The sequence below is a fragment of the Streptomyces sp. T028 genome, from assembly GCF_048159505.1.
In the GTDB taxonomy this organism is placed as follows: Bacteria; Actinomycetota; Actinomycetes; order Streptomycetales; family Streptomycetaceae; genus Streptomyces.
In genome coordinates, this window is record NZ_JBLRVZ010000026.1 from 164,762 (window position 1) to 177,861 (window position 13,100).

Here is a 13,100-nt window from a genome sequence, read left to right on the forward strand (position 1 = left end):
GCGGACTCCCTTGACCTCGCGTCGGCTCGATTCCCGTCGATGTCAGTTGTCTTGATGTATGCGTCGACACCCGCGGTCCCGATCGGGGCGCTCTCCGGTCCAGGTGCCTGTTGCGATCGGCACAGCCAGGACGGCCCCACAGACGCTGATTACAGATCCGTCAAATATTGCAACAGTGCGTCAATCGAGTGTCAAGGGTGCGGCGGGAAACCCAAGGCCGGCACAGCAGGGGACCCGGGACCCCGGGGGGCGCCACCCGGTCACATCCCGCCGGGCGCACCGGCTCGCAGGCCGGGACGAAGTCGTCCGCCGTAACCCCCGGCCGCAGGGCGCCCACCCCATGGTTGGCGTCGAGCAGTCGGGTGATCGCCTCGGCGATCACGGAGTAACCCGACCTCTCCGGACCCCCGGTCGCCCGCGCGGCCTCCCGCAACGCGTCGGACAGACCGCTGTTGGTCATGGCGTACTGGGCGAGGTCATCCATCCATGCGTGCAGAGCCCGACCGGGACCGCACTCGTTCAGCAATCGGGCCGCACGGTCGGCGAGTTGCCCGACCTGCCGATCGAGCGTGCCCCGCCCGACCCCCGCCCGCCTGGCGATCACACTCAGCGGCACGTCCGCAGCGCGCGACAACACGCCCCCCATCCCCTCCATCACTCGAAGCGCCTTGCTTACCGGACACTCGTCCGCTACGTTGAAGTTCTTATCGGACTGCTGTCCGCTTGGCCACCCCGGCGGCCGGACATGCGCGACTCGACCGGCCTGCGGCACCCGCGGCCGACGTGCCACTCCCTTCACGTCCTCCGGATCTGTGAAAGAAGCCCCCCATGAACTCACCGCCGTCGTCGACGAACAGTGCCATAAGGCTGTACATCAATGGCGCTGTGCACCCGGTGTCCGTCGACCACCGCACCACCCTGCTCGACGCCCTGCGCGAGCGGCTCGATCTGCCCGGCACCAAGAAGGGCTGCGACCAGGGGCAGTGCGGCGCCTGCACGGTCCTGATCGACGGTCGTCGCGCGCTGGCCTGCCTCCAGCTCGCGGTGGCGGCCGAGGGCCGTGAGATCACCACCGTCGAGGGCCTGGCCGACGGCGACCAACTGCACCCCGTGCAGCAGGCGTTCCTCGACCTCGACGGTTACCAGTGCGGCTACTGCACACCGGGCCAGCTCTGCTCCGCTGTGGCGATGTTGGAGGAGCACGCGGCCGGCTGGCCCAGCGCCGCCACCGACGACGTCCGTCCCGAGGCGGGGCCGCCACCGCTGACCGACGAGGAGATCCGGGAACGGATGAGCGGCAACCTGTGCCGCTGCGGAGCCTACGTGTCGATCGTCCGGGCCGTCGCCCGCGCCGCCGCAGAGAGGGACGCCGGCGAGAGGGACACCACCGAAAGGGACGCTGCGTGAGGGAGTTCGCCTACCAGCGCGCGCACGACGTCTCCGGCGCCCTCGCCCTGCTCGACGCCGACCCCCAGGCCCGTTTCCTGGCCGGCGGCACCAACCTCGTCGACCTGATGAAGACCGGCGTCGAACGACCCGGTCGGCTCGTCGACATCCGCGAACTCCCGCTCACCGAGATCGAGGTGCAGCCGGACGGCGGCCTGCGCATCGGTGCGACCGTCACCAACAGCGACCTCGCCGCGCACCCGGAAGTCCGCCGCCGCTACCCGGCGCTCGCGCAGGCCGTGCTCGCCGGAGCCTCCGGCCAGCTGCGCAACATGGCCACTGTCGGCGGCAACCTGCTCCAGCGCACCCGCTGCGCCTACTTCGCCGATGTGACCATGCCCTGCAACAAGCGTGCCCCCGGCAGCGGTTGCCCCGCCGTCCTGGGCGAGCACCGCAACCACGCCATCCTCGGCACGTCCGACCACTGTGTGGCCACGCACCCCTCCGACATGGGCGTGGCCCTGGCCGCCTTCGACGCGATCGTGTCATACGAAAGTGCCGAGGGGACCGGCGAGTTGGCACTCGCCGACTTCTACCTCCCGGTGCGGGACACCCCGCATCTGGAGACCGCGCTGCCCTCGGGCGCCCTGATCACCGCCGTCACCCTGCCGCCCTCCCCCGTCGCCGCCAGGTCGCACTACCGCAAGGTGCGCGAGCGGGCCTCGTACGCCTTCGCCGTCGGCTCGATCGCCGCCGCGCTCGACGTCCGCGAAGGTGTCGTCCACGATGTACGGCTGGCCTTCGGGGCCGTCGCCTCACACCCGTGGCGAGCGCGTGTGGCCGAGCGGGTGCTGCGCGGGGCGCCGGCCAACGCGGAGGCCTTCGCCGCCGCCGCGACCGCCGAGCTGTCGGCCGCGAAGCCACTCCCGGACAACGTCTTCAAGGTTCCCCTGCTACGCAACCTGGTGATGTCCGAACTGACCGCTCTCGTTGAGGAGTCAGCACGATGACCACCGCCGCCCGACGTGTCGTCGGCACCGCACAGGTGCGAGTGGAGGGCCGGGCCAAGGTCACCGGCGCCGCCCGCTACGCGGGAGAGGTCACCTTTCCCGAACTCGCCCACGGCTGGCTGGTGTTGTCCACCGTAGCCCGCGGCCGGATCCGCTCGGTCGAGGCCGACGCCGTACGCGCCATGCCGGGCGTGGTCGACATGCTGCACCACGGTCACGCGCTGCCCCTGGACGCCGACTTCGTGGTGCCGATGCTGGGCACCAAGCCGAACCCGGTCCTCGCCCTTTTCCAGAACGACCGGGTGCCGTACCTGGGCTGGCCGGTGGCGCTGGTCGTGGCCGAGACGTCCGAGCAGGCCCGAGAGGCGGCCGAGTCGCTGGTGGTGCACTACGACACGGAGCCCCACGACGTCGACTTCGGGGCAGAGCGCCCCGGGATCCTCACCGCGGACGGACCGGGCGGACCGGGACTGACGGAGAAGGGGGACCTGGAGGCGGAACTCGCCGCGTCCGTGTTCGTCGTGGACGCCGAGTACACCACCCCGGAGGAACACCACAGCCCGATCGAGCCGCACGCGGTGACGGCCCGCTGGGACGGCGACCGGCTTGAGGTCGTCGACGCCAACCAGGGCAGCCCCTGGGTCGTGGACCACCTCTCGCGGCTGTTCTCCCTCGATCCGGCCGCCGTACGGGTGTGGTCGGAACACGTCGGCGGTGCCTTCGGCAGCAAGGGAATGGTTCATGTGCACCAGGTCGCGGCGGTGATGGCCACGACCATGCTGCGCCGCCCTGTACGGGTGGTCCTGACCCGTCGGCAGATGTTCGCGCTGACCGGGTATCGCAGCGCCACGCTCCAGCGCGTCAGGCTCGGCGCCGACTCGCACGGCCGACTCCGCGCCCTGGACCACCGCGCCCTCAGCATGACCTCGACCGTGTACCGGTTCGTGGAGCCCGCCGCCGGGTTCTCCCGCGTGATGTACGACGCCGCCGCCCACCGCACGGCCAACGACGTCGTGCCCCTCGATGTGCCCACCCCGTCCTTCATGCGGGCACCGGGCGAGGCGCCGGGGTCGTTCGCGGTCGAGTCCGCGCTCGACGAACTCGCCGAGAAGAGCGGGATCGATCCGATCGAACTGCGGATCCGCAACGAACCCGAGCGGGGCCCGGTGTCCGGTCATCCGTTCAGCGGCCGCCACGTGGTCGCCTGCTTCCGGGAGGGTGCCCGCAGGTTCGGCTGGGCCGAGCGCGATCCGCGTCCCGGCGTACGCCGCGAAGGGCGCTGGCTGCTCGGGACCGGCACGGCGGCGGCCACCTACCATGTGTCGGCCGCTCCGGCCACGGCCAGTGTCACCGCCGAGGTCGACGGCGGCTACACGGTGCGGATCGCCGCCGCCGACATGGGCACCGGTGCCCGGACCGCGCTCACGCTGGTCGCCGCCGACGCTCTGGACGTGGCCCCGGACCGGGTTCGTGTCCTCATCGGCGACAGCGACTTCGGTCCGGCCATCCTGGGCGGCGGCTCCATGGGCACCCGCTCCTGGTCCTGGGCGGTCCTGCAAGCCTGCGGCGAACTGCGCGTCCGGGTCGTCCCGGGCGTCGACATCCCGCCGCAGGGCATCACCGTACGGTACGACACCACCGCTGACGTCGTCGCCATTGCCCAGCGGGAGCCGAGGGAACGGCACACGTTCGGGGCACAGTTCGCCGAGGTCGCCGTCGATCCGGCCACCGGCGAGGTACGGGTACGGCGCATGCTCGGCGTCTTCGCGGCGGGCCGAATCGTCAACCCCCTCACCGCGCGCAGCCAGTTCGCCGGCGGAATGATCTGGGGCATCTCCATGGCCCTGCACGAAGAGGCCGCCCGGGACCGGGCCACCGGCGGCCCGGTCGGCGCCGACCTCGCCGGCTACCACATCGCCGCGCACGCCGACGTCCCCGCCATCGAGGTCTGCTGGCTGGAGGATCCCGACCCGGACGACCCCGTGGGCATCAAGGGCATCGGTGAGATCGGCAACGTGGGTTCCGCGGCGGCGATCGCCAACGCCGTCTGGCACGCGACCGGCGTACGCCACCGCCACCTGCCGATCCGGCCCGACCGCGTCCTCGCAGCTGGAGCGCCACGTGCTTGACATCGCACAGGAGTTGAGTGGCTGGGTGCGGAAGGGCCGCCGGTTCGCCGTGGCCACCGTCGTGGCCGTGAACGGCAGCGCGCCGCGCGAGCCGGGGGCCACCATGGCGGTGGACGATGACGGGCGGGCTCTCGGGTCGGTCTCCGGGGGCTGTGTGGAGTCGGCGGTCTACGATCTGTGCGTCCAGGCGCTCGCCGACGGGGTGCCCGTCCTCGAACGGTTCGGCTACAGCGACGATGACGCCTTCGCCATAGGGCTGACCTGCGGCGGAGTCATCGACATCCTCGTCACCCCCGCCGAGGGCGCGGTGCCGCGAGCCGCCCTGACGGCCGCCGCCGGCGGCGAGCCGGTCGCGTTGGCGAGGGTGGTGCGGGGACCGGCCGAACTCCTGGGAGCGGCCCTGCTCGTGCGACCCGACGGCTCCCACGAGGGGGCGATCGGCGCCGAACTGGACAGGACGGTGGCCGCCGAGGCGCGCGCCCTGCTCGACAGCGGCCGTACCGCCGTACTCGAACTCTCCGAGGACGGCTCCCACTGCCCCGGCGGGCTGGCCCTGCTCGTCGAGGTGAACGCGCCGCCGCCCCGAATGATCGTCTTCGGTGCGATCGACCATGCCGCGTCGCTGGTCCGGATCGGCAAGTTCCTCGGCTACCACGTGACTTTGTGCGACGCCCGCCCCGTCTTCGCCACCCGGGACCGCTTCCCCGAGGCGGACGAGGTCGTCGTCGACTGGCCGCACCGCTATCTGCACGACACGACTACCGACCCCCGCACGGTGCTGTGTGTCCTCACCCATGACGCCAAGTTCGACGTGCCGCTGCTGACGGAAGCCCTGCGGATGCCGGTCGCGTACGTCGGCGCGATGGGTTCCCGGCGCACCCACGCCGACCGGACCCGGCGACTGCGTGAAGCGGGCCTGACGGACGGCGAGTTGGCGCGCCTGCGGTCGCCGATCGGCCTCGACCTCGGCGCCCGCACCTCCGAGGAGACCGCCCTGTCCATCGCGGCGGAGATCGTCGCGGCACGGCGCGGCGGAACGGGCGTCCCGCTCACCGGTTCCGCGGGGCCCCTCCACCGCGACGGCGGGGTCCCGGGGCGACAAGGCCGTCAGCCGACCTCGGACACCGCTTTCCCGGACACCGCTTTCTCGGGCGCCGGAGCCTCCGGCTCGGAGCGGCGAGCCGGGTCCGTGATCAGCAGCGAGGCGGCGAAGCCGAGCACCCACATGCCGGCGAGCACGAGATAACTCACCGCCCGCGAACCGTCAGTGGCGTCCTGGAGCGCACCGATCAGGAAGGGCGCCAGGAACTGGCCAACGGCTCCGAAGCTGTTGCCCACGGCCAGCGCGCCGGCGGCCGCCGTCTGCGGAAGCACCGAGCCCGGAATCGACGCCAGGACACCGGCGGTGCTGAGGATGGCGACGGTCGCCACGACGAACACCGCCATCTGGGGCCAGAGGGCCAGAGGGTGCCCGGCAGTCGGGTACCGACGAGCAGGGCCACTACCCCTACCGCGAACCCCGCGAGCATCGGGACGCGCCGGTTGTCGTGGGCGTCGCTCCACCGGGCGACCAGCACCAGGGCGACCGCTCCGGCCAGCGCGGGGATCGCGGTCAACAGGCCCACCTGGAAGGGGGAAGCGTGGGCCGACAGTCCCTCGATGATCGTGGGCAGCCGCAGCGTCAGACCCACGGAACCGCCGGTGCCGGCGAAGTACAGCACGGCGAGCACCCACACGACGCGCCTGCGGGAGAGCGCGGCGAGGTCGAGCCGGTTCTCGCCGGCCTTGGCCGCCTCCTCGGCTCCGATGCGCTCAGTGACGGCCGCGCTCTCCGACGGCTTGAGCCAGCGGGCCTGTTCCGGGGTGTTCGCCGCGACGAGCAGCCAGACGAACGCCCACAGCACGGGCGGCGCGCCCTCGATCACGAAGACCGCCCGCCAGCTGAAGTGCTGGAGCAGCAGGCCGGTCGGCGGCCCGCCGAGCACCTGCGTGATCGGGAGCACCAGGAGGAACCAGGCGGCGGACCGGGCACGTTCGGCGGAGACGAAGTACCTGCTGAGCAGGTAGAGCACGAGGAGTACGAGGGGTCCCTCGGCGAGTCCGAGCACGAATCGCATGAGGACCATCTGGGTCATGTTCTGCACGAGGGTGGTGCCGTGCCCATCGCGGCGGCTCCCCAGAAGAGCATGAACCAGAACACGATGCGCCGTGGCCCCCAGCGGTGTGCCGCCCAGACGGCGGGCACCTGGAGCAGCATGTAGCCGAGGAAGGGCGCGCCCTGCGCGGCCCCGCGGAGGCGCCGGACATCGGGATGCCGTCGGCGACGTGCGGGAACAGCAGCGCGGTGTTGACCTTGTCCAGATAGTGCAAGGAGATATTTGATAACAGCATTGCTCGGGACACCCGGCGTACTGCGCCGCCAAGTCGACTCTCTTGTCACCCGCCATCGCACCGATATAACAAATAACGATAGCGATGTCGGCAGACAAGGACGTCAGATGAAGGTCATCGCTCTGGAAGAGCACTTCACCACCCGGGCGCTCATGGAGGCGAACTCCGAACACCCGCTGCTGGTGATGCACTCGGTGGTGGAGAAGGGACCGGCCACGGGGCCCGCCGAGATCCCACTCCAGCTCACCGACGTCGAGCGACACCGCCTCGCGGTCATGGACGCCGCCGGCATCGACATGCAGGTGCTCTCCCACACCCCGCCCGGGCCGGAGGAACTGCCCGCCGACACATCCGTACGACTGGCCGCGCAGGTCAATGACGCCATGGCGGAAGCGGTCTCATCCCATCCCGACCGCTTCGCTGCCTTCGCGGCGCTGCCCATGCCCGACCCGGGCGCCGCGGCCAAGGAACTGGAGCGGGCGGTGCGCGATCTCGGTTTCGTGGGCACCATGATCCACGGCCATGTCGGGGGACGTTATCTCGACGATCCTGTCTTCCGGCCGGTCCTCGAAACGGCCGAGACGCTAGAGGTTCCGATCTTCCTCCACCCCACCCGGCCGCCGCAGGCCGTGGTGGACGCCTACTACTCGGGGCTTCCGCGGGTGGTCGGCGAGACCCTGGCGACGGCCGGGTGGGGATGGCACATCGACACCGGGCTGCATGTGCTCCGGCTCATCCTCGCCGGGGTCTTCGACCGGCACCCCCGCTTGCAGATGATCATCGGTCATCTCGGAGAGGCGCTGCCGGGGATGCTCTGGCGCTCGGACTCCGTACTGAACCGGGTGGCCGGCCTCGACCGGCCCGTACGGGACTACTTCCGCGAGCACTTCTCGCTGGCCATCAGCGGGATCCTCGACACGGTCGCCTTCAACGCCGCCTTCGACACCGTCGGCTCCGAGCGCATGCTGTTCGCCGTCGACTACCCCTTCCACAGCAGCACGGAGACACGCGCGTTCTTCGACGACCTGCCACTCAGCACCACCGACCGCGAGAAGATCGCCCACACGAACGCGGAACGGCTCCTCAAGCTGACCGTGTGACCGTCGCACGGCGACACGTGAGCGCGGTTGCGACTGATGCATCCTGCACACACTTCGGCGGACCGCCGGCTCCGGGCACCAGCAGAGACGATCCGCCCCTCCGTGCCGAGCCCCAGCCGTGCTCGGCACGAGGAAAGATGTGCGTTCATGGGCAAACCTCCTACGTCCGTCCGGCTCGTGCAAGCGGCGTTCGCCCAGCTGGGACACCCGGCACCAGGTCGTGTGGGCCGAACCGGTCTTCAGCTACGTCGTGCACGACGCCTACGCCCTCACGGGCCGCACCGCCGTCCGACTCGCGGCCGTGCGGGATGGGACGACCTTTCTCGACGACGGGTTCGACACGTTCGGGATGAACATGCCGCACGTGGAACATGGCTCCGTGGTGCAGCCCGACCCGGGTGGGAGTCCAGAGGGAGTCGACCAGACGTGAGCCGGACAGCTCCGGGACGGTCACCCATGACGCGGTGTGGGAGGGCATGGCACATCTCCCTGCTCGATCAGCGAGCCCGGCGGGGCAGCCCCTGCCTGCCCGCCGGAGGCATGCACGCCAGGCAGGGGCTGATCCCGGTCAGGCTCCTCTGGCACGGTCCAGTACGCTCCAGGGTTCGGCGGGCGCCTCGTCGGCGGCCCAGGCAATGTGCTGGTCGGGCCTGACCAGGAGGATGCCGCTCCCGAAGTGGTCCTGGAGCTCGGGTCGACGCAGATCGACGACGGCCAGCGGAACGCCCCTGCGCTCGGCCGCCGTACGGAAACCGGCCGCCGCCTCGGTGGCGGCCGCGGTCCGGCCGTCGACGAGAACCAGGCTCAGATCCGGCCCGAGCTCGTCGTAGAGCGAGCCGTCCGCACCCAGCCGGACATGCGGCAGGCGATAGCCGACGCGCCCCGGCAATTCCTCCGCCGCCGGCACGACGATGGGCGAGTCGTCGTAGCCCGTGTCCAGAACGAGGTCCAGGGCATGGAACTCGGCGTGCTTGGTCTCCTGGATACGGCTGTCCACGGCCGCGCGCGCCCGGCCGCCGGCCCAGCCGTACGCCTCCAGCTCGGGCGAGACGAGGTCGGTGGGAAGCGCCTTCATGTTGGCCGTGGCCTCGGCGATCACCCGGTCCTGCACCGGCCGGCGTTCACTCGCGTAGCTGTCGAGCAGTTCGGGCCCGCCCCAGCCGTCGAGCACCGCGGCCAGTTTCCAGCCCAGGTCGACGGCGTCCCCGACGCCGGTATTGAGACCGTGGCCGCCGAAGGGCGGGTTGAGGTGCGCGGCGTCACCGGCCAGGAACACCCGTCCGTCACTGACCCGGTCGGCCAGTTGCATACGCGCCGTCCACGGGTCCGTGGAGAGGATCTCGACATCGATGTCCACTCCGGTGGCCGCGCGGATCCACTCACGCCCGTGCGCCAGACCGGTCTCCCGATCGAGCCCGAAGGCCACGCACCACCAGGTACCGTCCAGGTCTAGCGGCCCCAGGATGCCGGGCGCGTCCGCGTTGACTGTCCAGTACTGGACCGCGGGACCGTGTGCGACGCGCTCGCGGAGCCCGGCGGCGCGGAAGACCATGCCGAAGTTGGGACGCAGAGCGGTCTCCCCCACGTACGACGCGCCGATGGCCTCCCGGACCGCGCTGCGCGAGCCGTCGGCACCCACCACGTACTCGGCGGTGATGACCTCACTCCGGCCGTTGCCGTCCGTCACGGTCACCTGCACCTCGTCGGGCTTCTGCGTGAGACCCTCGACGGACCAGCCGGTCACGAGCGTGCACGGGTGGAGGTCGTCCACCGCCTCGCGCAGCATCTCCTCCAGCACGAACTGCGGTACCTGCTGGCCGCGTTCCGTATAACGGTCGCCACCGTCGGCCAGGCCCAGGACGCCAGTGAACCTGGACAGTTCATATCCGGCGAGCGAGGTGCAGAACACGATGTCCTGCGACCAGTCGACCGCCAACGGCGCCCGATCCCGCAACCGGTCGGCGAGACCCCATCGGCGCAGGTGTTCCATGGTGCGGATGTTGACCGTCTTGCAGCGCGGCCGGGCGTGCGAGACGACTTCGCGCGGCTCGATCACCACGCAGTCGATACCGCGCCGCCCCAGTTCGACGGCTGTCGCGAGACCCACCGGGCCCCCTCCGGCCACCAACACCTGTGTCGCCACCGGCAATTCGTTCATCAGAACCTCCCGCACAAGTCGGCGAGGGAATCCGCGGGACAAGGCCCAGCACCCCTTCGTACGTATGAGGCGTGTCCGTCTGGCGCCGTGAAGACGGCGCCTTTGAGCTGTTCATCGAGCACGGTGCCTACCGGCCCTCTCATCACTGTTGGCTCCACCACCGGACGTCGCCAACGCCAATCAGGCCTGATCCAGCGCGTCCTCATCGGGTACGGCCGCCTTGACACGCGAACCGTGACCCGATGGCGCGCGATGAACAACGGTATCCATTGATGACGCACAAGTCAATAAATTGACACCATCGAAAAATCATCGACCGGGGCACGGCCTTTCCGGTCACTCCCGGAGGATGCGCTCCAGGTAGTCGAGATCCTGTCGGATCAAAGCCAACGCAGCGATGGGCCCGTCCGCGGCGGGCCCGCTCCCCTCCGGTCGGCACACCATGGCCACGGCGAGATCAGCCACATGCCCGGCAGCTTCGGTGTCGCTGTAGTGCCGATCGCCCGGGTGATGCCACCAGGCGACCCAGTTGCACATGCCGGCCACCGCGAGCGCGGTCACCCGGACGTCGACCGGCCGGAACTGCCCCTTCTTGATGCCCTCTTCGATAACACACATGAGTCCGGTGAAGGCGACCCGCTGACCGGCCCGGTGAGCCTTGGCAGCCTCGGGCGGCAGATCGGCCTCGGACCGCAGCAGCAACTGGAAGCGCTTGGGCTGGCTGGCCCGCTGAAAGGCGATCAGATGGGCGATCCGCCGCAACCTGTCGGCCGGGGCCAGCGATTCATCGGCCGCGAGCGCCTCGATCTCCGCGGCCGGACCCTCGGTCATCTGCGCCACGAGCTTGGCGAGCAGGTCCTCCTTGCTCTTCACGTAGTAGTAGAGAGCGGGTCGCGTGATTCCCAGGGACTCGGCGATGTCCCCCAGGCTGGTGCCGGAGAAGCCGCGTTCCGCGAAGAGCGCGGACGCCCGCTCGAAGATCTCGCTCTCCACCAGTTCCCGCCGCGCCGTCGGCTTCTTCGGTCTGTCCGTCATGATTTCGATCCTGACCAAGGGCTACGAGCGACGAGCCATTCCACCGCTTCACTACAAACAGTGTAGTCAAATTTCATAATTCAATGTCAAACTCGATTCGAGTGGCCCGGGGGACGGCGATCGACGACACGAGAGAGAAGCGGAAGCCCATGACAGCCGACTACGTGCTGGGAAGCTCGGACCTGGAGCACCGGCGCCTCATGCTGCAAGCCCGGATCCTGCGCCCCTCGACGGAACGATTCCTGCGCCAAGGCGGTCTGCGCCCGGGAATGTCCGTCCTCGACCTGGGGTCGGGGATGGGCGCGTGACGATGCTGGCCGCCTCCGTCGTGGGCCCGCGCGGCCGGGTCCTGGGCATCGATCGCGACCCGATGATCACGGACAAGGCCCGCCGCAGAGCGCGGGACGAAGGCTTCGGCACCGACGTGGCCTTCGAGGTCGCCGACGTCGACGATCGAGTCCGCGGAACGCTTCGACGCCGTGGTGGGCCGCTTCGTCCTGCTGTACCGGAAGGATCCCGCGGCCACGCTCAGCCGCTACGCCCGGCTCCTGCGGCCGGGCGGGATCCTGGTCTTCCACGAGATCGACCTGACCGTACGTGACCCCAGCTGGCCACCGGCCCCTGTCTGGGACGACTGCTACCGGCTGGTCACCGAGGCCTGTCTGGCCACCGGAACACCCCCCGACTTCGGCCGCCGCCTGAGCCGTACGTTCCTGGACGCCGGCCTGCCCGCGCCCGTCGTCGAGTGCGAGGCACCGATCGCGTCGGGGCCCGCCTCGCCGATCGTCCCGTGGCTGGCCTACACGCTTCTCAGCATCCAACCGGTGCTGAGCGGCGCCGGCCTTTCCCTTCCCCAGGGCCTGGTCGCCGACGACACACTGCCGGACCACCTGGAGAAGGCCGTCCTGGCTCAGGGCAGTCAGGTCCAGGGAGGCCTGCAGTACGGCGCCTGGACCCGATTGCCCTGAGCCGGAGGCTGTGCCCGGCGACGGCCCGTCCTCATACCGCCTCGGTCTCGGGCCGACCGTGCCCGCTCCGACCCGCGTTCCGCGGTCGCCCCCCGCTGGTCGCGCAGGAGAACGAACACCACCAGCGCCGCGACGAGACCGATCCCGCCGACCCCCACGTACGCCGCGCCCAGCCCGTCGGCGAAGGCCGCGTACAGGTCGTGGGCCGGGACGAACGGGCGCAACGCGTCCGCTCCACCCACCGGCTGGGAGCGTGGGTCAGTAAACAACTCCTGGAATGCCGCGCCTCGTGGTGGAGTGGGGCTGTCATCAGTCCGCATCTTGATCCAAATGCGCGTCCCGGAGGTTCGCATGGACATCGCCTCGCTGCTGCCGATGACCACGCCCAGGTTGTCGCTGCGTCTGTTCACTCCCGGCGACGCCGACGACCTGTACGCCTACCAGAGCCTGCCGAGCGTGGCGCGCTACTTGTACCGGCCGGCGCACACGCGGGAGCGCAGCGAGCAGGTTGCGGCCGAGCGCGCGGCGCACTCGGTTTGGTGCGCCGACGGGGACAAGCTGGCGCTTGCTGTGTGCCGGCGCGATAAGCCCGGCGTCCTTGGCGAGGTGACGCTCACGTTGGCCAATGCCCGCGCCGCCCAGGCCGAGATCGGCTGGACTCTCGACCCACGTCACCAGGGGCACGGCTATGCGACCGAGGCGGCCGTGGCGCTGGCCGGGTTTGCCTTCGACAGGCTGGGCGTGCACAGGCTCTACGCACGGCTGGATGTGGAGAACACCGGGTCTGTGCGGGTCTGTGAGCGCCTCGGGATGCGTCGGGAGGCGCACCTGGTCGAGAACGACCTCGACGGGGATCGCTGGGGCAGCGAGTACATCTACGCGGCGCTGGCCACGGACATTGGCGGTCAATCAGGCAGTTGAGC

The 13,100-nt window shown here is 70.3% G+C and carries 13 protein-coding genes and 1 pseudogene; 10 read left to right on the plus strand and 4 right to left on the minus strand.

All coding sequences use genetic code 11. The features are described from left to right. Window positions 1–160 precede the first annotated feature (160 nt). Window positions 161–655, minus strand: coding sequence for a hypothetical protein (locus tag ACLZN2_RS24625; RefSeq protein WP_416981176.1), 495 nt, complete (start codon window positions 653–655; stop codon window positions 161–163). 173 nt (window positions 656–828) lie between these two features. Here ACLZN2_RS24625 and ACLZN2_RS24630 point away from each other — a divergent pair, with 173 nt between their 5' ends. The 4 genes from ACLZN2_RS24630 to ACLZN2_RS24645 are packed head-to-tail and all read left to right on the plus strand — an operon-like array spanning window position 829 to window position 5,771. Continuing rightward, on the plus strand, window positions 829–1,407 hold the full coding sequence (locus ACLZN2_RS24630) for a (2Fe-2S)-binding protein (protein WP_416981177.1): 579 nt from the start codon (window positions 829–831) through the stop codon (window positions 1,405–1,407). Next, window positions 1,404–2,396 carry an FAD binding domain-containing protein gene (locus tag ACLZN2_RS24635; protein ID WP_416981178.1) on the plus strand — a complete coding sequence of 331 codons (993 nt, stop codon included), beginning with the start codon at window positions 1,404–1,406 and terminating at the stop codon, window positions 2,394–2,396. Before ACLZN2_RS24630 ends, ACLZN2_RS24635 begins: the two co-directional genes overlap by 4 nt. After that, window positions 2,393–4,525, plus strand: coding sequence for a xanthine dehydrogenase family protein molybdopterin-binding subunit (locus ACLZN2_RS24640; RefSeq protein ID WP_416981179.1), 2,133 nt, complete (start codon window positions 2,393–2,395; stop codon window positions 4,523–4,525). The genes ACLZN2_RS24635 and ACLZN2_RS24640 overlap by 4 nt, the downstream gene beginning before the upstream one ends. Further along, window positions 4,518–5,771 (plus strand): XdhC family protein, encoded by a 1,254-nt coding sequence (locus tag ACLZN2_RS24645; RefSeq protein WP_416981180.1) that lies wholly within the window; start codon window positions 4,518–4,520, stop codon window positions 5,769–5,771. Before ACLZN2_RS24640 ends, ACLZN2_RS24645 begins: the two co-directional genes overlap by 8 nt. A gap of 43 nt (window positions 5,772–5,814) precedes the next feature. Here the strand turns inward: ACLZN2_RS24645 and ACLZN2_RS24650 are convergent, their stop codons facing one another. Continuing rightward, window positions 5,815–6,660: an MFS transporter gene (locus ACLZN2_RS24650; protein ID WP_416981181.1), complete on the minus strand. Its 846-nt coding sequence runs from the start codon at window positions 6,658–6,660 to the stop codon at window positions 5,815–5,817. Between the two features lie 363 nt (window positions 6,661–7,023). Here ACLZN2_RS24650 and ACLZN2_RS24655 point away from each other — a divergent pair, with 363 nt between their 5' ends. Together ACLZN2_RS24655 and ACLZN2_RS24660 are read left to right on the plus strand one after the other, a co-directional pair. Next, window positions 7,024–8,016: an amidohydrolase family protein gene (locus ACLZN2_RS24655; RefSeq protein ID WP_416981182.1), complete on the plus strand. Its 993-nt coding sequence runs from the start codon at window positions 7,024–7,026 to the stop codon at window positions 8,014–8,016. A gap of 139 nt (window positions 8,017–8,155) precedes the next feature. Continuing rightward, complete coding sequence (locus ACLZN2_RS24660) at window positions 8,156–8,446, plus strand: hypothetical protein (protein ID WP_416981183.1); 291 nt, start codon at window positions 8,156–8,158, stop codon at window positions 8,444–8,446. A 138-nt stretch (window positions 8,447–8,584) separates the two neighbouring features. Here the strand turns inward: ACLZN2_RS24660 and ACLZN2_RS24665 are convergent, their stop codons facing one another. Then, window positions 8,585–10,174 (minus strand): FAD-dependent monooxygenase, encoded by a 1,590-nt coding sequence (locus tag ACLZN2_RS24665; RefSeq protein WP_416981184.1) that lies wholly within the window; start codon window positions 10,172–10,174, stop codon window positions 8,585–8,587. A gap of 336 nt (window positions 10,175–10,510) precedes the next feature. Further along, window positions 10,511–11,209: a TetR/AcrR family transcriptional regulator gene (locus tag ACLZN2_RS24670; protein WP_416981185.1), complete on the minus strand. Its 699-nt coding sequence runs from the start codon at window positions 11,207–11,209 to the stop codon at window positions 10,511–10,513. Window positions 11,210–11,358: 149 nt separating this feature from the next. Between ACLZN2_RS24670 and ACLZN2_RS24675 the strand changes: the two genes are divergently transcribed. The 4 genes and pseudogenes from ACLZN2_RS24675 (at window position 11,359) to ACLZN2_RS24690 (ending at window position 13,098) form a co-directional block, all read left to right on the plus strand. After that, complete coding sequence (locus ACLZN2_RS24675; RefSeq protein ID WP_416981186.1) at window positions 11,359–11,517, plus strand: hypothetical protein; 159 nt, start codon at window positions 11,359–11,361, stop codon at window positions 11,515–11,517. A 2-nt stretch (window positions 11,518–11,519) separates the two neighbouring features. Beyond that, a pseudogene (locus tag ACLZN2_RS24680) lies at window positions 11,520–11,603 on the plus strand (methyltransferase domain-containing (seleno)protein); the annotation flags it as partial. A 58-nt stretch (window positions 11,604–11,661) separates the two neighbouring features. Continuing rightward, window positions 11,662–12,177: a methyltransferase domain-containing protein gene (locus ACLZN2_RS24685; protein WP_416981377.1), complete on the plus strand. Its 516-nt coding sequence runs from the start codon at window positions 11,662–11,664 to the stop codon at window positions 12,175–12,177. 351 nt (window positions 12,178–12,528) lie between these two features. Beyond that, window positions 12,529–13,098: a GNAT family N-acetyltransferase gene (locus ACLZN2_RS24690; protein ID WP_416981187.1), complete on the plus strand. Its 570-nt coding sequence runs from the start codon at window positions 12,529–12,531 to the stop codon at window positions 13,096–13,098. Window positions 13,099–13,100: the final 2 nt, after the last annotated feature.

What these genes read in the sequence shown, in the direction of transcription:
- ACLZN2_RS24650 (WP_416981181.1), bottom strand. Translation starts at nt 6,660, where the DNA reads ATGACCCAGATGGTCCTCATGCGATTCGTGCTCGGACTCGCCGAGGGA.
- ACLZN2_RS24670 (WP_416981185.1), bottom strand. Translation starts at nt 11,209, where the DNA reads ATGACGGACAGACCGAAGAAGCCGACGGCGCGGCGGGAACTGGTGGAG.
- ACLZN2_RS24640 (WP_416981179.1), top strand. Translation starts at nt 2,393, where the DNA reads ATGACCACCGCCGCCCGACGTGTCGTCGGCACCGCACAGGTGCGAGTG.
- ACLZN2_RS24690 (WP_416981187.1), top strand. Translation starts at nt 12,529, where the DNA reads ATGGACATCGCCTCGCTGCTGCCGATGACCACGCCCAGGTTGTCGCTG.
- ACLZN2_RS24630 (WP_416981177.1), top strand. Translation starts at nt 829, where the DNA reads ATGAACTCACCGCCGTCGTCGACGAACAGTGCCATAAGGCTGTACATC.
- ACLZN2_RS24625 (WP_416981176.1), bottom strand. Translation starts at nt 655, where the DNA reads ATGGAGGGGATGGGGGGCGTGTTGTCGCGCGCTGCGGACGTGCCGCTG.
- ACLZN2_RS24665 (WP_416981184.1), bottom strand. Translation starts at nt 10,174, where the DNA reads ATGAACGAATTGCCGGTGGCGACACAGGTGTTGGTGGCCGGAGGGGGC.
- ACLZN2_RS24655 (WP_416981182.1), top strand. Translation starts at nt 7,024, where the DNA reads ATGAAGGTCATCGCTCTGGAAGAGCACTTCACCACCCGGGCGCTCATG.
- ACLZN2_RS24675 (WP_416981186.1), top strand. Translation starts at nt 11,359, where the DNA reads ATGACAGCCGACTACGTGCTGGGAAGCTCGGACCTGGAGCACCGGCGC.